Genomic DNA, 23,889 nt, shown 5'->3' on the forward strand with positions numbered 1-23,889 from the left:
CTCACGCATGTCGGCATAAATAGCAGGCACAAAAAAGCGGCATAATCGCCGCTTTTTCATTAACAAACGAGAGAACCAAAGCGATTACTTCGCAGCGAACTCTTCACCTTTGGCGATATCACCTTGAAGCGTGTCTAGCATGCTTTCGAGTGCTTGTTGCTCAAATGCACTCAAGCTACCGTAATCCATCACTTCTTCTACACCCTCTTTACCAAGCAGTACCGGTTGTGCGAAGAAGCGTGCATGCTTACCATCACCTTCGACGTAAGCGCACTCAACGACGCTTTCTTCACCCTGTAGTGCGCGAACAAGTGCAAGACCAAAGCGACATGCAGCCTGACCCATAGACAGTGTTGCAGAACCACCACCCGCTTTAGCTTCAACAACCTCAGTACCCGCATTTTGGATACGTGGGGTTAATGCTTTCACTTCTTCTTCGGTGAACTCTACACCTTCTACCTGAGATAGAAGAGGAAGGATCGTAACGCCTGAGTGACCACCAATAACAGGGACACGAACATTGCATGGCTCAGTGCCTTTTAACTCAGCAACGAAAGTTTCAGAGCGAATAACATCCAGTGTTGTTACACCAAACAGTTTACGCTTGTCGTATACGCCTGCTTTTTTCAATACGTCAGCCGCAATCGCCACTGTGGTGTTAACTGGGTTAGTAATAATACCGACACAAGCTTTAGGGCATACAACGGCAATTTTTTCAGCCAGTGATTTTACAATGCCCGCATTGACATTAAATAGGTCAGCACGATCCATACCTGGCTTACGCGCAACACCCGCTGAGATCAAAACAACATCAGCACCTTCTAACGCAGGAGTTGGATCCTCACCACAGTAACCTTTAATTGAAACAGGCGTCGGGATATGACTAAGATCAACCGCAACACCAGGTGTAACAGGGGCAATGTCATAAAGAGCAAGATCAGAACCTGCAGGTAGGCGGTTTTTCAATAGCAAAGCTAACGCTTGGCCGATACCACCAGCAGCACCAATGACAGCAACTTTCATATTCGTTCTCCTTTACGATAGAAGTATATTTTTCAGACCAAAATCAATCACATTAACTAATTGTCTCACGACTCTTCTTAACGATCCTTTCTGATCAATTAGTTAATCTGGTTAAAACGTTATAGCAAGCCTAAAAGAAATACAATCAAACACCACTTGGTTTGCGAAGTCACGCATAAGGTGTAAAAAATGTGCTAGATGAATAACCATATGGCTTGCTTATAATGAGATTCAAGTCTCGATTTCAACACGAATAGAGCTTGAATATAGCCGAATGCTATTAATAATTTTTCGTAATAGTGATTAGAACATCAGTTTGCATGAACACTGTTTGCTACAACTGGCATGCTTATGCAAAAATACGCTACCTCGTCCCTGTTCATACTAAAAATTATGCGCAATTCAGATAAGCAAGAACGTCTAATCAAAGCCTTTAAATCAATCTTGAAAGAAGAGAAATTCAGCTCTCAGGGTGAAATTGTTGATGCTCTGAAAGCTCAAGGGTTCGAAAATATTAATCAATCGAAAGTATCCCGAATGTTAACCAAGTTCGGTGCGGTACGAACCCGTAATGCAAAAATGGAAATGGTGTACTGCCTTCCTGTTGAGCTAGGTGTGCCAACAACCTCTAGCCCACTTAAAGAATTAGTAATGGAAGTTGGCTACAACAGTGCTTTAGTGGTTATCCACACAGGTCCTGGTGCAGCGCAAGTGATTGCTCGTTTGTTGGATTCTTTAGGTAAAGCAGAAGGTATCCTTGGTGTTGTTGCGGGTGATGATACGATTTTCATTACACCCACTCACACTATTACAACCGAAGATCTGTATAACTCTGTTTGCGATCTGTTTGATTACAGTAAGTAAATACTATAACTGGGTAGCCAGCTACCCAGTTATAAAGTGAGACCCGCTTCACATTCAAACGAAATCCCCCTCGCGACACCACCTCAATGCAAGATATTGATTTTTAAAGTCAATCACACAGCAGCCCTTGTTTCAACTTGTTATAAACCCTTAACCAAACAGCAATTTTGTTAACATCATTTTAAACTTATGGTTTAGTTTTGCTATTATCATCGTGATTTGCATCTCGCAATGATGCCGTTTCCAACGATGGAAAGCATTTCCACATGCAAGATAACAACAATTAGGAAGGGATAAACATGGCATTGAAACAACTATTAAAAGTTAGTGCTATCGCTGCAGCATTTGCTGTATCAGGTATGGCTAACGCCCAAGAGTTTATTACGATTGGTACAGGTTCGGTAACAGGCGTGTACTACCCAACAGGTGGGGCAATTTGTAAGCTTGTAAACAAAGATCGTAAAGAGCACAAAGTGCGTTGTTCTGTCGAATCAACAGGTGGATCAATTTACAACGTTAATACCATGCGTGCAGGTGAACTGGACTTTGGTATTGTACAATCCGATTGGCAATATCATGGCTATAACGGCACCAGTAAATTTACGGATCAAGGCCCGTATAAAAAACTACGTGCTGTCTTCTCTCTTCATACTGAACCCTTCAATATCATTGCACGTGCCGACTCAGGCATTAATGGTGTTAAAGACCTGAAAGGTAAACGCGTCAATATTGGTAACCCGGGTTCTGGCGATCGCGCGACCATGGGTGTTGTCATGGATGTACTAGGTTGGACCAATGCGGACTTTAAACTGGCGGCAGAATTAAAAGGTTCTGAACGTTCACAAGCCCTTTGTGATAACAAGATTGATGCCTTCATCTACATGGTTGGTCACCCAAATGGTTCAATCAAAGAAGCTACAACCTCTTGTGATGCAAAACTCGTTTCTGCACAGGGTGCTGAAATTGACAAGATTGTTGCAGACAACCCTTACTACGCGAAAAGTACCGTCCCTGGTGGCATGTACAAAGGCACTGATAACGATGTAAACAGCTTCGGTGTTGCAGCAACATTGGTTTCATCAACCGATGTTTCAGATGACGTTGTTTACGCGGTTGTGAAATCCGTCTTCGAGAACTTTGATACCTTCAAGCGCCTACACCCTGCGTTTGCGAATCTAAAACCAGAGCAAATGGTGAAGGATGGTCTATCGATTCCTTTACACCCTGGCGCTGTTCGCTACTACAAAGAAAAAGGTTACCTACCAAAGTAATCGCTTTCGACTAAAGTTAAGAGGCACTTGCTGCCAACCTATGCGCCGCCTCTGCGGCGCATAGTGCTTTATAGAACACAACATTAATAACACAAATAATAAATCAGCCCATCGAAGAAGGATGATGCATGACGAAGACAACGCAAACGTCGGCAGATGTGCAAGATATGGTGGCGCAGGCAGATACAGGGGCAAGGAACCCAACAGGGCTTGCTGGACGTATCTTATGGTTTGTACCTCTATGCTGGTCACTGTTTCAGCTTTGGTACGCTTCACCACTGCCATTTATTTTTAATTTTGCCATCCTAAATGACACAGAAGCACGCTCTGTTCACTTAGCTTTCGCTATTTTCTTAGCCTTTACGGCTTACCCCGCCTTAAAACGCTCACCACGAGATCATATTCCTGCTGTTGACTGGCTACTTGCTCTTGCGGGTAGTTTTGCTGCTGCTTATATCTATATTTTCTACACCAGCCTTGCTGAGCGTTCAGGCGCACCGACGCAAACTGATATTATCGTCGCTGTCGCTGGGATGATTTTGTTGCTCGAAGCAACGCGCCGTGCATTAGGTCCACCGCTTATGGTGGTTGCGGCAGTCTTCCTACTCTATACCTTTGGTGGCCCACACATGCCCGATGTGATCGCGCATAAAGGGGCAAGCCTTAATAAGGCTATGTCGCATTTATGGCTCACCACGGAAGGGGTTTTTGGGGTTGCTTTAGGGGTTTCAACCTCCTTTGTTTTCTTATTTGTCCTCTTTGGTGCCATGTTAGAACGCGCAGGGGCTGGTGCTTACTTTATTAAGGTCGCCTTCTCTTTGCTTGGCCATATGCGTGGTGGACCAGCAAAAGCAGCGGTAGTCGCGTCTGGTCTATCTGGGCTCGTTTCTGGTTCATCCATCGCTAACGTTGTGACAACGGGTACATTCACCATCCCACTCATGAAACGAGTCGGCTTTCCCGGTACCAAAGCCGGCGCCGTTGAAGTCGCGGCATCGACTAACGGTCAGCTAACGCCACCTATTATGGGGGCTGCGGCATTCTTGATGGTTGAGTATGTGGGGATTTCCTATGTTGAAGTGATTAAAGCGGCATTACTGCCAGCATTAATTTCCTATATCGCTCTACTTTATATTGTTCACCTTGAAGCCTGTAAAGCCGGTATGTCAGGGCTACCACGTCGTTATAAGCCAACTATGGCACAAAGCTTGTTGTCCTTTACAGGCACAATCTTAGGCTTAATCGTATTAAGTGCGGCAGTCTATTATGGGGTGGGCTGGACTAAAGATGTCTTTGGTGCTGCGGCAACACCTATGATTGCCGTGGTGATCATGATTGCTTATGTGGCCTTAGTTCGACTCTCGGCTGGTTATCAAGATCACCGAATGGAAGACCCAAATCAAGAGTTAACCGAAGTGCCCGATCCTGGCCCTACCGTTAAATCAGGTTTGTACTTCCTACTGCCTATCGTGGTGCTGGTATGGTGTTTAACCGTAGAGCGTTTCTCTCCTGGCCTCTCTGCTTTCTGGGCTACGGTGTTTATGATCTTTATCTTGTTAACTCAGCGCCCGTTATTGGCATTGTTTAACAAAGAAAAAAGCTTGCCTGATGCCGCAATGGAAGGCGTACACGACTTATTAGAGAGCCTCGTCTCTGGTGCACGCAACATGATAGGTATCGGGGTCGCGACAGCGGCTGCAGGTACGGTCGTCGGTGTTGTTACCCTCACAGGGATCGGCTTAGTGATGACCGACTTTGTCGAGTTCATTTCAGGCGGTAATATCATTCTGATGCTGATCTTTACGGCCATCATTAGTTTGATATTAGGTATGGGACTTCCAACCACAGCAAATTACATCGTGGTTTCAACCTTAATGGCACCAGTTATCGTCACCCTAGGTGCGCAAAATGGTCTGATTATTCCATTAATTGCGGTCCACCTGTTTGTGTTCTATTTTGGGATCCTCGCCGATGATACCCCCCCTGTCGGTTTAGCGGCCTTTGCTGCCGCTGCAATCGCAAAATCAGATCCGATCAGGACGGGTATTCAAGGCTTCACCTACGATATTCGTACCGCCATTCTACCTTTCATGTTTATCTTCAATACCCAGCTATTAATGATGAATATTGATACTTGGTGGCACCTATTACTCACAGTCGGCTCTGCTGTCATCGCCATGCTAACCTTCTCGGCGGCGACACAAGGGTGGTGGTTTACCAAGACTAAATGGTGGGAAGTCGCAGCCCTACTGCTTATCACCTTCACCTTGTTCCGTCCTGGATTCTGGTGGGATATGGTCTATCCTGCAAAACATGAAATGCCAGGTACGCTCATCGTCGATGCTGCAGATAAACTGGCGATTGGCGAGCCTATCGAACTGCAAGTGTCAGGTGAAAACCTAGAAGGTAAAATGATCAGCAAACACGTGCGCTTACCTTTCGACGAAACCGCGGTTAATCCAAATGATCGCATCGCATCGACTGGACTAATGCTTCGTCAAGAAGGTGACAAGATGTTGGTCGATATGATCGAATTTGGTAGCCCAGCAGAAGCAGCTGGCATCGACTTTGATTGGGAGATCACAAAAGTCAGCCTGCCTGCTGTTAGGCCGATGAAAGAATGGGTCTTTGTACCCACTTTACTCTTGCTTGTTGCTTTAGGATGGAACCAACATCGACGGGCGCAATTAACGCAAACGTCCACAACAGCATAACCTCAACGTCAGGGAAGCCAGTCTTCCCTGACAACGCTATTTGCAAAGAGACTAACTATGTATAAACAAATTTTGGTTCCTGTTGATCTCAATGATCAGGGCTTTGCGGATAAAGCCGTTGAGCTTGCCGTCTGGCACGCAAAACAAAGTAATGCGACTATCCATTTATTGAACGTACTGCCCGGCATCCATATGTCGATGGTATCTAGCTATTTTCCTAAAGATGCTGCACGTAAGATGCGTCAAGATGCTCAGGCCCAGCTAAAAGCCTTTGCTGAACAATATATCCCCGACGAAGTACTGCACCATCAGTATATTTCGGAAGGAAAGACGTGGAGCACGATTATTGATAATGCAACACGTGTGGGAGCAGATCTTATCATAATGCCTAGCCATAAACGCTCCAAACTGGATAAGGTCATGCTCGGCTCTGTGGCCGCCAAAGTGGTTGAGAACTCTCCCATCAATGTGTTGGTACTCAAACCACAAGGTCTGGTAACCGAATAGTCGTCACGAATCCCTTTTATGACCATCCAATAAAAAAGCTCGCTGGTGCGAGCTTTTTTCTATGTGCTTAGCGGTGATCATAGCCCCAACGCGGCACTAACCCTTGCTCAACGCCTAAGTGATCCAATATTCTCGCCACCATAAAATCGACCAAATCATCAATCGACTGCGGTTGATGATAGAATCCTGGTGCAGCTGGCATAATAGTGACCCCCATTTGGGATAGCTTGAGCATATTCTCGAGATGTAAGGTCGAAAATGGCGTTTCACGCACCACCATCAATAGTTGCCCACGCTCTTTCATCACCACATCAGCAGCACGCTCTAGCAGGTTATCCGACATACCGTGTGCCACCGATGCTAAAGTCCCGGCAGAGCACGGACACACCACCATTTTTTTCGGGGCAGCAGAGCCTGAAGCAACAGGTGAAAACCAGTCTTCTTTTCCGCAAACCTCTAATTTAGTGGCATCGCAGGCTAAATGATCAACCAAGGCTTTCTTCGCCGCTTCTGGGCCCGATGGTAACTTCAAGCCATGCTCGGTCGCTAATACCACTCTCGCCGCTGAAGATATCAGTAAATAGACCTGATAATCCGCCGCTAATAAGCATTCAAGTAAGCGTAGACCATAAGGAGCGCCAGAAGCGCCTGTCCACGCGAGTGTGATCCGTTTATCGGCCATGTTACATCTTCTTTTTATTTCAGTTCTGCTAACGCATGAAGTAATTTGTCATGGATCCCACCGAACCCACCATTGCTCATGACTAAAATATGATCGTTCGGTTTCGCTTGGGCAACAATACGAGCCACCAGCACATCAAGATCACTCTCGGTAAATGCCGGTTGATGACATTGATCTGCAATCTCTTGTACAGACCAAGGAATATTATCGGGTTGCAATAAAAACACTTCATCAGCAGCGTGTAGCGAAGGGGCTAAATCATCCTTGTGCACACCAAGCTTCATGGTGTTAGAGCGCGGTTCAAGCACAGCAAGAATACGCTCAGATCCCACCTTGGCACGTAAACCGCCCAACGTCAGTTCTACTGCGGTAGGGTGATGAGCAAAGTCATCATAGACGGTGATATCCTTCACTGTCCCTTTCAACTCTAAACGTCGTTTCGTATTCACAAACGTCGCTAAGGCTTCACACCCTAAATCTGGTGTCACGCCAACATGACGCGCAGCGGCAATCGCCATTAGCGCATTATTCACATTATGCTCGCCGACCAGATCCCACTTCACTGTACCAACCAACTGCGCATCAAGATAAACGTCAAACACACTACCGTCGGCAATCTGTTTTTTGGCTTGCCAATGGCCATCGTCGCCAAGGAACTCCAGCTCACTCCAGCACCCCATATCTAACGTTTGCTGAATATTATCAACACCACTCGGCGCTAAAATACGGCCATTTCCCGGCACAGTTCGCACTAAATGATGAAACTGACGCTGAATCGCTTTCAAATCATCAAAAATATCTGCGTGATCGAACTCTAGGTTATTCATAATCAGTGTTCGTGGTCGATAATGAACGAACTTAGAACGTTTATCGAAAAAAGCACTATCGTATTCGTCCGCTTCAACCACAAAGAACATGCTTTCACCTAACCTCGCGGAAATACCGAAGTTTCCAAGCACGCCACCAACTAAGAATCCTGGTTGATAGCCACAATCTTCAAGGATCCACGCTAACATACTGGCTGTTGTTGTCTTACCGTGAGTACCCGCTACCGCCATTACCCAGCGATCATGCAGTAAGAACTCCTGCAGCCACTGTGGGCCTGACGTATAGCGCAAATTGTGATTCAACACATATTCCACACAAGGGTTACCGCGACTCATTGCATTACCTATCACGACTAGATCAGGGGCCGGCTTGAGCTGTTCAGGGTCATAACCCTGAATTATTTCAATACCTTGAGATTCTAGCAATGTACTCATTGGGGGATAAACATTGGCGTCACACCCAGTGACTTTATGGCCAAGTTGACGCGCAAGTAAGGCCGCACCGCCCATGAAAGTGCCGCAGATTCCTAGTATATGGATATGCATAATTGTCGACTCACAAACTTAAAAAATGTGAAGTCACGCTTTTGCGTTACTTCGTTACCATAAAAAAGATCTTTATATACAATTGGATACGAGGCATTAATGCCGAAACACGTACAAAATTGTCCAATAGAGACATTGTACCTGAGTTTTCAGCCCCCCATGACAACTTGATGCAAGGATTGTGTATGTCCGATATTAGAACCTTAGGTGAGTTCATTGTCGAGAAACAAAATGACTTCTCCCACGCCAGTGGCGAACTCTCTTCACTGCTTGGTTCAATTAAGCTTGCAGCGAAAATCGTTAACCGCGAAATCAACAAGGCTGGTCTTGTTGATATTACAGGCGCGGTAGGCTGTGAAAATGTACAAGGCGAAGAGCAACAAAAGCTCGACCTGTACGCCAATGATAAATTCAAAGCAGCTTTAGAAGCACGCGATCAAGTGTGTGGCGTTGCCAGTGAAGAAGAAGATGAAGCCGTTGCGTTCAACAAAGAACTCAACCGTAACTCGAAGTACGTTGTTTTAATGGATCCACTGGATGGTTCTTCGAACATTGACGTAAACGTTTCCGTCGGCACTATCTTCTCTATCTACCGCCGTGTTTCACCAGTTGGTACCCCACCAACTCAAGAAGATTTCTTACAGCCTGGTCACCGTCAAGTCGCGGCAGGCTACATCATCTACGGTTCATCCACCATGCTTGTATATACCACAGGTAATGGTGTTCATGGTTTTACCTATGATCCGTCACTTGGCGTATTCTGCCTGTCACATGAAAATATGTGTATTCCTAAAGATGGTCGTATCTATTCGATTAACGAAGGTAACTACATCCGTTTTCCTGAAGGCGTGAAAAAGTACATCAAATTCTGCCAAGAAAATGTGCCAGAAGATGATCGTCCGTATACATCTCGCTACATTGGCTCATTGGTTGCGGACTTCCATCGTAACCTACTTAAAGGCGGCATTTACATGTACCCAAGTACGGCAACTCACCCTAGCGGTAAGCTACGCCTGCTGTACGAGTGCAACCCAATGGCCTTCTTGATTGAACAAGCTGGCGGTATCGCCTCTGATGGCGCCAACCGCATTATGGATATCAAGCCAACCGAACTTCACGAACGTATTCCTTTCTTCGTCGGTTCGACCAATATGGTCCATAAAGTTGAAGAGTTCATCAAAGAGTTCCCAACAAAATACTAAGCATCTCATATCACGTCTTAAATAATTTCGTACAAGCTGTGTGATGCAGCTTGTACATCTTCACTGAAACGCCTACAACCCTCTCCAATTTCACTTCTTTTTCATCATTGCTGGTTATACTTCTAGACATGTAACCGTGTTTTAACTCATTAAAAGGAATTCGTTATGAGCTTAAATAATGTCCCTGCAGGTAAGGACATTCCAGAAGATATCTATGTCGTGATTGAGATCCCAGCCAACGCAGATCCAATCAAATATGAAGTCGATAAAGACACGGGAGCAATTTTCGTTGATCGCTTTATGTCGACCCCGATGTTTTACCCATGTAACTACGGCTACGTAAACGAAACCCTCTCACTCGATGGCGATCCGGTTGATGTTTTAGTTCCCACACCACACCCACTCGTACCTGGTGCAGTGATCCGTTGTCGCCCTGTCGGGGTGCTAAAAATGTCTGATGAATCGGGCGAAGATGCCAAAGTGGTCGCGGTTCCACACAGTAAACTCACTAAAGAATACGATCATATTCAAGATGTCGGCGATCTACCTGAACTACTGAAAGCACAAATCACCCACTTCTTTGAACGCTATAAAGAACTGGAAGCGGGCAAGTGGGTCAAAGTCGAAGGCTGGGGTGATGTTACGGCTGCCAAAGAAGAAATTCTAGCGTCATACCAACGCGCACAAAAATAACCCAAGCGACAACAATGATAGGCATATAAAAAAGCCCCAAACACTGAAGTGCTTGGGGCTTTAACGTCTCTATTTTCGTGCAGTTACAACTTAAATCACGCTAGCGCTGACACCAATTACCCGAGATTATTAGCGGCATCCCGTCTAACGAGTGCAAGTATAAATATACCCAAGCGTGGCCATAAGGGGTAACAACCAATTGCCGTGTATACCCTGTTGGGTATTCCTCTAGCCGATCTAATGCCTCAAACGTTGCAGTATCCACTTGGTAAACTTCGCCGTATAAGGCTATCGCAGAGGACTCATCTACCACCGCACCTGGGTAGGCGCCCAAATCATACAAGGCGTAACCCCTCGTTAGCTCTGCTCCACCAAGAAATCTGGCATCCACTAAGAGATGGTGATTCGATTCACCTTGGCGCAAGGTGCCATATACAAAGACTAAGCTCATCACCTTTCCTATTAATCAAATTCAAATTGGTACAGTAAATCCACTGCATTATGTAAACCTGAAATAGCTTCAATGTATAAGTCAGTCATTAAGCGGTAACGCACTGTAAACTCACCCAAACTATTAAAGATCCCCACGCCATATTTCACCTGCAAGCCGGGAGCAATATAGCCACTGATTGTCACTTGGGAATCATCGCCCGAGCCCGCAGTATCCACGGCAAGATCTTGAACCCCAAATGCTTTACCAACATCCCCCACCAGCTGACTACTTTGTGCGAGTCCCATGCTGATCAAGGCTGTGGTCATTGCGCTACTGTTGTCTCCCGATTCACTGTCGATATCCTTACCACGTAATATATACGACAACGCGTTTTGCTGAGGCATCGCGGGATCAGAGAAGATATCAATCTTAGGCTCATCAGCAGGGCCAGTTACTCGAATACCGGCCACCACACTATCTTCAATATTTTCAGGATCGCGTATCGCTTCCATTGAAAGATAAGGCTGATCTGCTGGGCCATTAAACAAGATCTGTCCTTTACGGATCACCAATTCCTGCCCAAACGAGCGATAAGTACCGTCCTTAATATTTACTTCACCATACACTAAAGGCTCATTGTCTTTCTGACGTACATTAAGATCACCTTTTAGATTAGCCTTAAGGCCAAATGCTGAAATTTTTACGTCATTACCAATCTTCACTAAGACGTTAGTTTTAATTGAGAACGGGATCGGTTTTTCTTTTTCTATTGGCTCTAACTGATCATTGAGTAAGACTTCATCATCCGATACCGCAACCGCTGATTGCGGTAGCTGATCAACTTTAATGCGCCCCCATGGGATACCAATGTTACCGCTAATTTCAGCTTGTTTCGGCGATGCCGCTATCTTTAAGTGCGGTGACACTTTCATTGCTAACATAGGTGGTACGCTTAACGCGAGCTCATCACCATTCACATTAAGCTCGGTACGCCAATTGTCTAATTCAGTCCAATCCGCTTTACCGCGGAGTAATAACTTACCATCTGGCGTTATCACATTACCGTTAATAACTGCACCAAAACCAGAGAAGGTTGCCGTTAAATCAGCTTGCTCAACATCGATGGGTGCCGTTTTACCACTGAGTTTCACTTTACTGACACTCAAGCCACCATTTACCGCTGGATGCAGTGCCGCCCCTGTTAGGTGAATATCAGCATCGACTTGGCCACCAAAATCACGGAAGTCATTTAACAAGGGGTGTAAAAAGTCGAGCATGAAGCGATCAATCTTCACTTTGGCATCAATTTGCTGTTCGGCCGTCAACTGGGTAACCCGTGCTTGACCACTGACATCACCGTTATCTTTCACCCCAATAAGCCAATCTGCATTTAGTACATCATTTTTCATTTCAGCATTAACAGTGACTTTATCCCAACCAACATTGAGTGGTGGTTTCGTCTCATCAACTTGCTGCGATAACGATCCTGCCGGCATGACGACAGCCGCTTTTACGTATGGAGCCGATTCTGGCGCCCATACAGCTTCAACGTTAGCACCCACTTCGCCCTTAACAATTAACTCAGGTGGTAAGAAAGGTTTAATGATGTCGAAATCAAATCGCTTAAGTGCAAGTTTGGCGTGGCCTGACTTGCCTGCTTCTAGTGGCTCAACTAAACATAATCCCGCTGAATTTTGTTGCCAACAATGCGCAGCAACCGTCGCCAACTCCGTTTTTAGGTTGTAGCCAAGCGCTGTGGGTTGATTTAAGCGCCATGGTCCAACCGGAGTACCAAATTCTGCTTGCTGTAAAACACCTTGCCAGCCCAGCTTACGATCTAAGGCGCCAGTTAAACGCAGCTGTGCACTCGCAGGTTCTGCGTCGATATCCACGACCAATTCATGCTGCTTTTCAGTTCCCGTAAAAGTAAGCGATAGATCTTTTAATTTAGTCTCTTCGTACTGCCCATTCTGGGCGGTTAAAGCAATATCAGCATTCAGTTGTGGTAGCGGCGATACACGACCAGTTAAGTTAAATGCTTGTAAGCTTGCTAATTCTTGCCAACCTAGAGCTTGGCCTTCCAAATCTAGCTGGATATCAGGCTCTAGCATCTTGCCTGACAAAGCCACATTACCAATAACAGAGCCGCGAACATCTGGTATGGATTGAGCTAAATTCGGTGCATTAATTCTAGCTGTCATGTCCCAGTTTTTAGCTAACGAACCTTTCGCCACTAAACCATTCGGACCATGATTTAAAGACAAGCCATTGGTGACCAATTCAATATTACCGTTACCCGCAATATCTTTGGCATCAAGCTGCCCTTTTAGCGAGAAGTCTTGCGACATCACATTGCCATCAACGCTCAAGACAGGAAGTTTAACAAACCAGCCTCCTTTGGTTGTCAGTCCGCCCGATGTCTGTAGCTGTCCACTTAATTTACCTGGAACTTCTGACCATTGTTTGTCCGGCTGAATATCTGCAAACGCCAGCTGTCCCTGCCAAACAACATTTTTCTTCCAGTTCGCTTTGGCTTTACCAGTAATCACCCCACCTAATGTATTGACCTTCAACGATGAGAGTGAAACTTTTTCTAAGTCTCCGCTTCCTTTTAAATCAACAGCCACGGCAGGCATAGGTTCGCCATCAATCGCGCTCTTTAGATCAAAATTAAAGCCATCTAGACTACCTTTCGCTTTGAGTGAGGTATCAGCAACTTCAAATTCTGCTTTGCTATCAATAGGCCATTGGATATGGTGACTCTTTAACGATAGATCGAACGGTAGCTTTGGATCTAACGGTGATAACTTACCCGCTAATACTGCGTCTATCGTACCTTTTAGCTTCGCATTTAACGCTAACTTACCTATGCTGCCATCGGCTTTAAGTGCCAGTTGATGGCCACTTAACGGCGCCATGGCAATATCAACAACGGCATCGAGCGTCAGAGGATAATCATCTAACAAAGATACATGGGTGGATGCATTTAGTACGGCTTGGGGCACATCAAGGAATAGCTTCGAAACATTAACGTCATGCCCTTGCGCTGAAGCCACCAGCTCCAGTTGATTAACAACCTGTGGTGTTTCTCCTTTCAATGTAAAGTTTTTCACTGTGAAACGCTGCACATCAAAATCCAATGGCAAGAGCACTTCAGGTAAAGCAATGGCTTCATCCGTTTTATCTGCAGGTTCAACAGCTTTCGGCGTTTGCTCTGGGCTTGTCTCCGTTTTTGCGAGTGTCAGCTCAATATCTTGCCAATCTGTCGGCTTGAGTGTTACCAAAGATCCAACTAACTCAGCCGCAGTTGAAAAGTGCTGCCAACGCACCTTATTACCCAAAATATCTAGGTCGATATCATCAAGCAGCACCCGATCAATGCTAATCGGTAAGGGTAAAGTAATCGATGCTGTCGTCGCTCCCTCTTCTACTGGCGCTTCATCTGACGAGCTTTCCGGTAACCTTGGCATCGAAAATTGCACACCAGATATCGCAAGTTCTCGCACACACACTTCAGGGGTCAACAAACAACGATCATCGAGATCCAGGTGCAGACGATCGGCCTGTAAGTCGATCCCTTGATCTTGATAACGAACATTCTCAAGCTGAAAACCACGGAAAAGTGCCCCTTGCACACCTGAAATCGTTAACGCAGGCAGTGCTTTTTGTGCCCCCCACGCAGCCACCTTTACCCCAGCAGGGGTATATAGCAAAGTAGCCAGTACAATAACGAGAAAAATAAGCGTTGCGATAACTGCAATAGAAATACGCTTAAGCCAAATCATAATTCAGGCCCTAAGGTAAAGTGGAGTTGGATACGATCATCGGATGGGCGATCAAGCCCCCATGCAACATCAAAACGAATAGGGCCTACTGGCGATGCCCAGCGTACGCCGACACCGGCACCACTTTTCCAGTCAGGTGAATCAATCCACGCAGAGCCATAGTCATAGAAAAGCGCTCCCCACCAATCGCCGTATACTCGATATTGGTATTCAACGGAACTGGTCAGCATGTACTGACCACCGCGAAGTTTATTATCATTATCCCTTGGCGCAATGGTCTCGTAGCCATAGCCGCGTAGGCTGTTATCACCGCCAATGAAAAAACGCATAGAAGGTGGGACATCTTCAATACGATCAGCAACAACTGCGCCACCATCAAGACGTAATAGCCCACGATGATTCTCTCCTGCACTACGAATCCACGCACTACGGCCACGAAAACGAGCAATACGCGTATCTGAGCCCAAAGCGGGATCGGCATACTCAACCGAGATTAAATGCTTATCAGCCCAAGTTGGCATCGCACCACCACGTGCGCGGGTTTTACTATACGTCACACCCGGAATCAGCATGTTCAACACGCCTTTTTCATTATTCCCTTGTTTGTAATCTTCCGTTAACCAACGTAATGACGCGATACGTTTCCACCCATGTTTTAGCAACCAATGACGCTCAAGACCTAATGTAAGCTGAGTACTCACTGTATCGTGATTGTCGGTGTAGCTTAAGCCGCCCACAATCTGGTAGTAATCATTTAAAACATCATCGAGTGGGATTTTATAGGTGGCTTCAATTTTTGGCTGCACCGCTGAGATTTCAGTTTTAACGCTCAGGCTGTGCCCTGCACTGTTGATCCACGGCTTTTTCCAGTTAAATTTTAAACGCGGACCAGTATCAGTCGAAAAACCAATACCGGTTTCAATCTGGTTACGAACCTGTGGGGCTAAACTGACTCGAACAGGAATTTCATTATCTTCTAGCTTAGAAACATCACCACCAACAAAAATCGAAGAGAACCAACCTACATTTGATAAGCGCTGATTAAACTCACCGAGCTTAGATGCTAAGTAAGGCTCATCTTCATCATAGGGGATCAACGACTGCAAACGATCTTCGTCAATCTGGCTACCTGTGAATACAGTCTCACCAAAGTTATAGCGGATCCCACTATCAAAAGAGATAAGGATAAAAGCTTCACTGCGCGATGGGGCAACCTCCATCACACTCTTCTCAAACTTCGCATCAAAGTAACCTTTACGCAGGGCAAGGCTGCTTAACGCGGATTTTAATGCTTCGTACTTACCGTGGTTCAGTGGTTCACCTAACCCCATGCCACTGTTGCGCACTAGCGCGATAAAATCGATATCGTCTTTAGCCATCCCACGAATATCAATATTACTACGAGCAATACGCGTTTGTGGTCCAGCATCCACTGTCACAGTCAGCTCGCTGTTTTTCCCTTCTTTTACATCATAAGTAAAGGTTGGCTGATAATGGCCTAATGCTTTTAATGCTGACTTTATTTCATTTTCGAGTTGCTCTCGAAAGCGAAGTGATGTGCTGTATTCGTCTTCAGGGATCCCTTGAATATAAGCATCGACATTATCTTCAAGGCTACCACTCAGTCCTGTAATCGTTAGATCTGTGCTCGCACTGGCGGGAAAAGAAAACAGGAGAGCTAGAGCGGGAAAGCTAAACCGCTTATACAATGAATTCATTCTTATTTTGCTTCTTTTTCTAAAGTCGTGAACCAAGGTGCGTACAAAATATTCTGACAAACCACGCGCTTAGTCGCCAGTATTTATTTTGCAAAAAATTGATCATTGATTGTGTCACGTAATTTCACTATTTTCTTTATACCAAGCAGCATAAAAAGGAAGTAATAATGGCGCTGACAAAACAAACCATGATCTCGCAGGATGCAGCTCTTATTGGTAGAGCAACCGCTATTAAGCTAAGCCACCCACATACTGTACTCGGCACTCCACTCAATGATGATATTCCAGCAGGTTGTGATTCTCTCATTGTCGGAATGGGCTGCTTTTGGGGAGCGGAACGTTTATTCTGTCAACAAGATGGTATTTATAGCACGGCGGTTGGCTACTGTGGCGGCTTTACGCCAAACCCCAGCTACGATGAAGTCTGCTCAGGAAAAACAGGGCATACAGAAGTAGTCAGAATTATCTTTGACCCTGAAATCATTTCACTACACCAGCTACTTGCACTCTTTTGGGAAAACCACAACCCAACTCAGGGCATGAAGCAAGGAAACGACACCGGCACCCAGTACCGCTCAGCGATTTACACTAACTCCGATTCACAACACACCAGCTCAATCACAAGCCTAAAGAAATACCAACAAGCACTTGCTGACAACAAGGTGATGGCAGCTATCACTACTGAAATTCAAGCCGCGAGCACGTTTTATTTTGCAGAAGAGTACCATCAGCAATATTTAGCAAAAAATCCAAATGGCTACTGTGGGCTAGGAGGTACAGGGATCTGTTTACCACCTTCATTAAAGACTTAAGACTTCGACGATACCCGCGAGATGACGTGGGTATCAATAAGCTTCCGCTGCAAGTAACTGAATTTCCTTGTTCACCTCGGTTAATGCACTCAAGGCTTTTAAGTCTTGGGATTTAGGCGGCAGTAAGCGCCCACAATCAAACTCAAAGGCTCCTACTCCCATAATAAACAAACGCCCTCTGAAGTAACTTTTCACATAGCGGGCAATTTGATTTGGTCGATATTGTTTAAATATTTTTAGCATGAGTTCCTCTCTTTCACATAGCTATAGACCAATAGAAACGAAATTTGTTTCATTCACCTGATATAAAAAACCATGCAATATATTCGCCAAAAATCCCTTCCTCAGCGTTTCCTTCATCGCGCATTTTCACTCTAGAACAAAAACACACCGACAACCGTTTTAATTATGATTAACAACAAAAAATAAAGTGATTCATGTCTAATCTTGTTAACTGGTATAACCAGATTGACGCGCATTTACTAAGATAATAAGGCGTCTAACTAAAACTGGAAAAAAACAATGAATAAGAAGCTTATCATTACCTTACTGGCTGGTTTACTACCAACATTAGCATCTGCTCATAACCTAAAAGTAGGACAAGTATTACCAAGTGTTGATATCGCAGATAAAGGTGAAATTCTATTAACGCAAGATAAGATAACTTATCAGGCTTGGACAACAGCTCAACTAGAAGGAAAAGTAAGAGTTATTCAAGCAATCGCTGGGCGCAGTGCCGCTAAAGCAATGAATGCTCCAATGATCGATGCGATCAAAGCTGCAAACCTACCTGCAGACAAATATCAAACAACAACAATCATTAATCAAGATGACGCGATCTGGGGAACCGGTGGTTTTGTAAAATCATCAGCCGAGGACAGTAAGCGCGAGTTTGCATGGTCATCGATGGTCTTAGATGCAAATGGAGACGTCCAGCAAGCCTGGGATCTTAAACCTGAAAACTCAATGATTGCACTGCTGGATACAAAAGGAACCGTGCTTTTCGTTCAAGAAGGTCAACTTTCGGCACAAGAAATTCAGCAAGTTATGGATCTCATTAACAATAACCTGTAACTCTTCCTATTCTTATCGATCCATACCAGAGAACCAAATGTAATGTTATAATGTCACACATTGTAGCAGCATTGGTTTTGATACAAAGCTAATGGGGAGCAATTCGCACTAAGCATTTGCTCCTTACTTTGTAACATCCCCCTTGTTGTCACGCTGTATTTATATCGTTTTCAACCATAGGGAAAGCAAACATGACGATCCGCCGCACTGTATTCGCCACACTCGTAAGCTCACTCATCACAGGGCAAGCTTTAGCACACAATCATCACGATGAAAGTGAATATCGTCAGCATGGCGCGCATGTTCACGGTGTCGTTGAACTCAATATCGCACAAGATGCCAACGCCCTACTCGTTGAAATTACCGCTCCAGGTGCCGACGTTGTCGGTTTCGAGCACGCACCAAAAAATGATGAACAAAAAAAAGCACTAAATAGTGCGCTGAAAACGCTTGCTCAACCTCAGCAATTACTCACCTTTTCAACGGGTGCACAATGTACGCTAGTAGACACTCTCGTAACAGAAACCCTTACGGCTCATGATGAACATGTACACCACGACCATGATAACCACGATCATGACGAACATGCACACCACGACCATGATAGCCACGATCATGACAATCATGCACATCACGACCATGATAGCCACGATCATGACGAACATGCACACCACGACCATGATAGCCACGATCATGACGAACATGCACATCACAACCACGATGACCATGATTGTAACTGTGATGGACAACATGGTGAGTTTTCAGCGCAATACACTTTCAATTGCGACAACATCGAAACACTAACAAGCATGCAGTCGGATTGGTTTAAGCATTTCACCTCAACCGAGAAAATAACCATTCAGGCTATCACCAATAAAGGACAAAAAGCAGGTCAGCTCACACCTGCACAAACCCAGTTTACCTTCTAATAAAATAAGAGGGGCTCACGCCCCTCTTTAGGAAAACAAGCATGACTGTTATCAATATTTCAAACCTCACATTTCGCTGGGCGCGACAGCAAGCAGATATACTAGCTATCCCTCAATTTACTGTGCAGCAAGGTGAGAAGGTATTTCTTAAAGGCCCAAGCGGGAGCGGAAAATCTACATTATTAGGGCTACTCTCAGGTATTAGCCAACCGACATCAGGTGAAATCTCAATCCTTGGGCAAAAGTTTAGTGAATTAAAAGCAACGCAAAGAGATACATTCAGAGCCAATCACATTGGCTATATATTTCAGATGTTTAATCTACTTCCATATTTATCTGTGCTTGAAAATGTAATGCTACCGTGCCGCTTTTCTCCCTTACGCCAGCAACGTATTTCAACTAGCTTAGAGCAAGAAGCCAAGCGCTTATTAACACAGCTTCATTTACCACAAGACTGCCTTCACAAACCCATCAGCGAGCTAAGCATAGGCCAACAACAACGAGTTGCTGCTGCGCGAGCACTAATGGGGCAACCAGAGCTACTCATTGCAGATGAACCCACATCAGCCTTAGATCAAAATAACCGCGAAGCCTTCATCGGACTCTTAATGGCTGAGTGCGAACGCTCTAATACCACACTTTTATTTGTGAGCCATGATCAAACGCTAGAAGGGCTTTTTGATCGCACTGTTGCACTCAATGACATCAACACTATCCACCAAGAGATAACATCATGAAGGCTATCTTACATCTAGCATGGAAAAGCCTGCAGAACCGAAAAGCGACCGCATTACTCACCATACTGACTGTAGCAATCTCAGTGACTCTACTATTAGGCGTTGAACGAGTAAGAACACAAGCAAAAGCCAGTTTTGCCAATACGATTTCAGGTACAGATCTCATCGTGGGCTCACGCGCAGGTTCAGTCAATTTATTACTCTACTCGGTATTTCGCATCGGTAACGCGACCAATAATATTGATTGGAAAAGCTACCAAGAAATCACCTCACACCGTGCAGTGAAATGGGCTATTCCCATCTCACTTGGCGATTCACACCGTGGTTTTAGAGTGATAGGCACGACAGGTGATTACTTCGAACATTATAAATACGGGAAAAAGCAGCCTCTAAATTTTGATCAAGGCTTACCCTTTGCGGGGTTATTTGAAACGGTTATTGGTGCTGAAGTTGCCAGAAAACTAAACTACAAATTAGGCGATGAAATTATCATCGCACATGGGATCAGCGATAAATCGTTCAACCGCCACGACAACTTGCCCTTCAAAGTTGTGGGTATACTTGCACCAACAGGCACTCCAGTAGATCGCAGTGTTCACGTTTCATTAGAAGCGATTGAAGCCATTCATGTAGGATGGGAATCTGGCGCACGCTTAGGACCAACACCTGAAGCAAAAGTGCTGCTACAACAGCAATTCAAACCTAAGCAAATCACCGCTTTTATGGTTGGGCTAAACTCTAAGATCCAAACATTTGCATTACAGCGCTATATTAATACATATAGCAAAGAACCATTAAGTGCCATTATGCCGGGCATTGCTTTACATGAACTGTGGCAAATGATGTCAATTGCTGAACAAGCATTACTCATCGTTTCAGGCTTTGTTGTGATTGCAGGTTTACTAGGTATGCTTTCTAGCTTACTTACGAGCCTAAACGAACGCCGACGTGAAATGGCGATCCTTCGTGCAACAGGAGCAAGGCCAAGCCATATTTTCTTTTTATTAATCAGTGAAGCAACCTTCCTGACAGCGCTCGGTATTCTACTTGGAACAATCATGCTCTATGGTCTGCTTTTCCTTGCGCAGCCATTTATCCTGACGCACTTTGGAATGTATATCGAGATCACGCCTCTAAATATTTATGAGCTAACATTGCTGGCAGTCGTTCAAGTTGCAGGTATCCTAGTCGGTATTATTCCTGCAATTCGCGCTTATCAACACTCACTGTCTGATGGCATGACAATCAAGATTTAAGGGTACAACATGAGAAAATGGCTTTTAGCCTTATGCTGCACATTTCCATTACTGGTACATGCATCAGAGCCATTAACGTTAGACTGGTTAGATTTAGTACCAGAAAATGAACGTTCAATGATCAATGAGCAGGGCATTGCTGCCTTTATTGATCACAGTGGTGGTAAAGCAAAACAAAGCCAAATAGGGAAGGTGCGCGAAGAACTAAATGGTAGTCAGGTGAAAATACCCGGTTTCGTTATTCCTCTAGAAGGGGATGATAAAGCTGTCACCGAGTTTTTGCTGGTTCCTTATTTCGGTGCTTGTATTCACGTACCGCCACCGCCACCGAACCAGATTATTTATGTGAAATTTCCATCTGGTGCTCCCATCCAGCAACTTTGGGATGTTGTCTATATTATCGGTGAGCTGAAAACTCAGCATGTCAGTCATGATCTCGCTGAAGTCGGCTACCTGATCGAAGGTACCCAACTAGAAGAATACGACGACATGTAACCCCTTAATATAATCCACAAAGGCTAATATTCTGTATTAGCCTTTTTTCTACCGAGATACCCCCTATCTCAAAATACAAAATTCATTTCGCGATTAAGACTAATTACTGGTACAACAGAACTATTACTAGATTGAGTTACTCGACATGACCACATCTTCAAATAAACCTGCCCAAGAGCTGGCAATAAAAAACACTCAGAATACGGCTGAGAAGACATCTTCTACCCGACGAAACGCCAAACAATACACAGAAGCAATAGCAAAGCTGTTTGTCGTCAATCACCTAATAACGGAAACGGAAGAATGTTCAATTGAACAGCGGACTCAACAGCGGGAACAAAAAGAGCGTGAAGCCCAGCAAGCTAATCTAGAAAAGATACTAAAGATTGCTTATGACGTTAGCAATGAAGACAGTGCAAACATGCCTGATCCTGACTGGTTGGCACAATTCATGTCGATTGCAAAAAATATTCATAGCGCCAATATGCAAGCACTCTGGGGAAGAGTACTAAAAAAAGAAGTCATAGCACCAGGTAGCTTTTCGATCAAAGCACTGAACACTCTTAAGAATATGACAAAAAAAGATGCACATGCCTTTCAGCATGCATGCTCTCTTAGCTGTAGTTTCGGTACAGATCAAGGACGAAAACTACTCACTGGCGCAATTAGTCACAAAATGAGCCTGCTTGTTATTCCTAAGCGTGAGCAATCAAAATTAACTCTTGGGCAATACCAACTCCCCTACCATGAACTTTTATCACTCATTGAACTCGGGATCATCCACGCATCAGAACTTGAGTCAGGCTCTATATCTCAGCACCAAGCACTGCCTCTGAATTACCAAAACCATCATTTTAAAATATTAGCCAACAGTAAGATAAGCACATTAACTTATTACCGCTTTACACCAACGGGTAATGAACTCGCTCACTTACTGCCTGTTAGCCTGTATGAAGGGTATCAAACTGACTTAATTAACCTGTTAAGCCGATACTTCATGGTTGAATCCAGCTAAATAAAAAACGCCCTTAAAAGAGCGTTTATAAGTTAACTATTTCAAACCTAACCGAGAGTATATTGCGCTGACATCAATATGCTCAATATCGGTTAAATTAACCGTATTAGCACCAATACAACCATAGACAGTTGGATCGGTTTCTGTAAATAAGCCAACACAATTTGCACCTGCTGCATCAGCCAAATGCAAAGGTCCAGTATCTGAACAAATAAACATGTCACATTGTGCTAAAAATGCAGCTAGAGCACGCATATCTGCATTTTGATAAACTTGCGTATCGCCCTCTAAAGGCGTTTGAATATCAGGACTCAAGATTTCAACACAAATGGTATTTTCAGGATCGTAGTCTTTAAATTTAGCAACGATCCCTCGCCATACGTTGTCACTCAACACTTTAGTGCCCCTTGCCCCACGAAAATATGCAAGCGCGCGAGCCCCACTATCTTTAGACAAATCACGTAAAGCTGTTGTTGCCGACTCTACCTCACCCTCAGACAAAATAATTTCATAGCCATAGGGTTTTTCTAATTGATTGCCGATTCCCTCTAATATTTTTAAAGGCTTGAAAGCAAAGTGCCTTTCACAGCCATCTTCAGTAACAGCATGCGGGAATGCAATACCATTAATATCAGAGACAAATGAGGCTTTATTACGTCCATTCATCAAGGCTGAAGTAACGGCATCACCAACCGATTGATAAGGCATCAGAACTAAATCATAATCCTGTTTCTTCAGCTCTTTAATACATTCTCCCCACTTAAAAATATCTTTAAAAGAAAAGTGAGAATAAAATATTTTGTTAATTGCGATATTTTCAAAAATCTTCCCTTGCCAAGGCAAATTCAAAACAAGGTCAATTTCAGCATTCGGGTAGCACTTTCCAGTCTCATGCAGAAATGGTAATAAGAAGAACATATTACCGATGCGCTTATTTGTTCTAACAATCAATATCTTTTCAACGTCTTCAGGTTTGATCAACGAATCAACCATAATCTTTTTGTTATTGATAACTTGAAACAGGAGCACCTCAAGTTTCATCATTTTTTTTCGTCGATATTGATCAAATTTTCGCAGCGAGTCTTTAAAGCTCATCAAAAATTTCCCGTAAAAGTAGAAGAGTTAAGATATTAAGCTCCATAATACGTGGATTACAGAGCTGCCTCCACTTAATTTACGGATTCAAAAGTACCTTGTCTTATTGGGTGAATGAAACTACGTAAATGGCACCGCTAGTATCATTCTATTCAAACGAAAAAGCCCAAGCAGCAAGGCTTGGGCTTAGATATAAAGTGGCGAAACGGAC

At 44.4% G+C, this 23,889-nt stretch carries 21 protein-coding genes; 13 read left to right on the forward strand and 8 right to left on the reverse strand.

The features are described from left to right. Nucleotides 1-84 precede the first annotated feature (84 nt). Complete coding sequence (gene mdh / locus OCU77_RS15135; protein WP_048899421.1) at nucleotides 85-1,023, reverse strand: malate dehydrogenase; 939 nt, start codon at nucleotides 1,021-1,023, stop codon at nucleotides 85-87. Between the two features lie 393 nt (nucleotides 1,024-1,416). Here mdh and argR point away from each other — a divergent pair, with 393 nt between their 5' ends. The 4 genes from argR (at nucleotide 1,417) to OCU77_RS15155 (ending at nucleotide 6,379) form a co-directional block, all read left to right on the forward strand. Then, entirely contained in the window at nucleotides 1,417-1,887 is a 471-nt protein-coding gene (gene argR / locus OCU77_RS15140) for a transcriptional regulator ArgR (protein ID WP_048899492.1), read from the forward strand. Between the two features lie 299 nt (nucleotides 1,888-2,186). Further along, complete coding sequence (locus OCU77_RS15145) at nucleotides 2,187-3,158, forward strand: TAXI family TRAP transporter solute-binding subunit (protein WP_048899420.1); 972 nt, start codon at nucleotides 2,187-2,189, stop codon at nucleotides 3,156-3,158. 128 nt (nucleotides 3,159-3,286) lie between these two features. Next, a complete protein-coding gene (locus OCU77_RS15150) occupies nucleotides 3,287-5,872 on the forward strand; it encodes a TRAP transporter permease (protein WP_107303018.1) in 2,586 nt (861 codons plus the stop codon). Nucleotides 5,873-5,929: 57 nt separating this feature from the next. Further along, on the forward strand, nucleotides 5,930-6,379 hold the full coding sequence (locus OCU77_RS15155) for a universal stress protein (RefSeq protein WP_107303017.1): 450 nt from the start codon (nucleotides 5,930-5,932) through the stop codon (nucleotides 6,377-6,379). 67 nt (nucleotides 6,380-6,446) lie between these two features. Here the strand turns inward: OCU77_RS15155 and OCU77_RS15160 are convergent, their stop codons facing one another. Together OCU77_RS15160 and mpl are read right to left on the reverse strand one after the other, a co-directional pair. Then, nucleotides 6,447-7,061, reverse strand: a complete 615-nt coding sequence (locus OCU77_RS15160; RefSeq protein ID WP_107303016.1) for a flavin prenyltransferase UbiX — start codon at nucleotides 7,059-7,061, stop codon at nucleotides 6,447-6,449. A gap of 14 nt (nucleotides 7,062-7,075) precedes the next feature. Beyond that, the gene (gene mpl, locus OCU77_RS15165; protein WP_048899419.1) at nucleotides 7,076-8,434 is read right to left on the reverse strand and encodes a UDP-N-acetylmuramate:L-alanyl-gamma-D-glutamyl-meso-diaminopimelate ligase; all 1,359 of its coding nucleotides are present in this window, start codon (nucleotides 8,432-8,434) and stop codon (nucleotides 7,076-7,078) included. Nucleotides 8,435-8,619: 185 nt separating this feature from the next. On the opposite strand from mpl, the gene fbp reads away from it, so the two are divergent. Together fbp and ppa are read left to right on the forward strand one after the other, a co-directional pair. After that, nucleotides 8,620-9,636, forward strand: a complete 1,017-nt coding sequence (fbp, locus tag OCU77_RS15170) for a class 1 fructose-bisphosphatase (protein WP_107303015.1) — start codon at nucleotides 8,620-8,622, stop codon at nucleotides 9,634-9,636. Nucleotides 9,637-9,801: 165 nt separating this feature from the next. Next, nucleotides 9,802-10,329, forward strand: coding sequence for an inorganic diphosphatase (gene ppa, locus OCU77_RS15175; RefSeq protein WP_048899418.1), 528 nt, complete (start codon nucleotides 9,802-9,804; stop codon nucleotides 10,327-10,329). A gap of 100 nt (nucleotides 10,330-10,429) precedes the next feature. On the opposite strand, the gene OCU77_RS15180 is transcribed toward ppa, so the two are convergent. From OCU77_RS15180 to tamA, 3 genes are read right to left on the reverse strand one after another with little or no spacing between them, the layout of a single operon-like run. Then, nucleotides 10,430-10,783 (reverse strand): gamma-glutamylcyclotransferase family protein, encoded by a 354-nt coding sequence (locus tag OCU77_RS15180; RefSeq protein WP_107303014.1) that lies wholly within the window; start codon nucleotides 10,781-10,783, stop codon nucleotides 10,430-10,432. Between the two features lie 8 nt (nucleotides 10,784-10,791). Further along, nucleotides 10,792-14,547 carry an autotransporter assembly complex protein TamB gene (tamB, locus tag OCU77_RS15185; RefSeq protein WP_048899417.1) on the reverse strand — a complete coding sequence of 1,252 codons (3,756 nt, stop codon included), beginning with the start codon at nucleotides 14,545-14,547 and terminating at the stop codon, nucleotides 10,792-10,794. Next, nucleotides 14,544-16,265 (reverse strand): autotransporter assembly complex protein TamA, encoded by a 1,722-nt coding sequence (gene tamA, locus OCU77_RS15190; RefSeq protein WP_107303013.1) that lies wholly within the window; start codon nucleotides 16,263-16,265, stop codon nucleotides 14,544-14,546. The genes tamB and tamA overlap by 4 nt, the downstream gene beginning before the upstream one ends. 167 nt (nucleotides 16,266-16,432) lie before the next feature. On the opposite strand from tamA, the gene msrA reads away from it, so the two are divergent. Beyond that, nucleotides 16,433-17,077, forward strand: coding sequence for a peptide-methionine (S)-S-oxide reductase MsrA (gene msrA / locus OCU77_RS15195; protein ID WP_048899416.1), 645 nt, complete (start codon nucleotides 16,433-16,435; stop codon nucleotides 17,075-17,077). A gap of 33 nt (nucleotides 17,078-17,110) precedes the next feature. Here the strand turns inward: msrA and OCU77_RS15200 are convergent, their stop codons facing one another. Further along, nucleotides 17,111-17,320 (reverse strand): DUF1107 domain-containing protein, encoded by a 210-nt coding sequence (locus tag OCU77_RS15200; RefSeq protein WP_048899415.1) that lies wholly within the window; start codon nucleotides 17,318-17,320, stop codon nucleotides 17,111-17,113. A gap of 279 nt (nucleotides 17,321-17,599) precedes the next feature. Between OCU77_RS15200 and OCU77_RS15205 the strand changes: the two genes are divergently transcribed. From OCU77_RS15205 to OCU77_RS15230, 6 genes are all read left to right on the forward strand, one after another. Next, nucleotides 17,600-18,151, forward strand: a complete 552-nt coding sequence (locus OCU77_RS15205; protein WP_048899414.1) for a YtfJ family protein — start codon at nucleotides 17,600-17,602, stop codon at nucleotides 18,149-18,151. Nucleotides 18,152-18,342: 191 nt separating this feature from the next. Further along, nucleotides 18,343-19,080 carry a zinc uptake protein ZrgA gene (gene zrgA / locus OCU77_RS15210; RefSeq protein ID WP_048899413.1) on the forward strand — a complete coding sequence of 246 codons (738 nt, stop codon included), beginning with the start codon at nucleotides 18,343-18,345 and terminating at the stop codon, nucleotides 19,078-19,080. A 41-nt stretch (nucleotides 19,081-19,121) separates the two neighbouring features. Beyond that, nucleotides 19,122-19,817, forward strand: coding sequence for an ABC transporter ATP-binding protein (locus OCU77_RS15215; RefSeq protein ID WP_048899412.1), 696 nt, complete (start codon nucleotides 19,122-19,124; stop codon nucleotides 19,815-19,817). Continuing rightward, the gene (locus OCU77_RS15220) at nucleotides 19,814-21,073 is read left to right on the forward strand and encodes an ABC transporter permease (RefSeq protein WP_048899411.1); all 1,260 of its coding nucleotides are present in this window, start codon (nucleotides 19,814-19,816) and stop codon (nucleotides 21,071-21,073) included. The genes OCU77_RS15215 and OCU77_RS15220 overlap by 4 nt, the downstream gene beginning before the upstream one ends. A gap of 9 nt (nucleotides 21,074-21,082) precedes the next feature. Then, nucleotides 21,083-21,568, forward strand: a complete 486-nt coding sequence (locus OCU77_RS15225; protein ID WP_048899410.1) for a DUF3299 domain-containing protein — start codon at nucleotides 21,083-21,085, stop codon at nucleotides 21,566-21,568. Nucleotides 21,569-21,713: 145 nt separating this feature from the next. Next, nucleotides 21,714-22,583, forward strand: a complete 870-nt coding sequence (locus tag OCU77_RS15230; RefSeq protein WP_048899409.1) for a TIGR03899 family protein — start codon at nucleotides 21,714-21,716, stop codon at nucleotides 22,581-22,583. A 36-nt stretch (nucleotides 22,584-22,619) separates the two neighbouring features. Here OCU77_RS15230 and OCU77_RS15235 read toward each other — a convergent pair whose 3' ends face one another. Then, nucleotides 22,620-23,678, reverse strand: a complete 1,059-nt coding sequence (locus OCU77_RS15235; protein ID WP_107303012.1) for a glycosyltransferase family 9 protein — start codon at nucleotides 23,676-23,678, stop codon at nucleotides 22,620-22,622. Between the last annotated feature and the right edge of the window lie 211 nt (nucleotides 23,679-23,889).

It is taken from the genome of Photobacterium swingsii, from assembly GCF_024346715.1.
GTDB lineage: Bacteria > Pseudomonadota > Gammaproteobacteria > Enterobacterales > Vibrionaceae > Photobacterium > Photobacterium swingsii.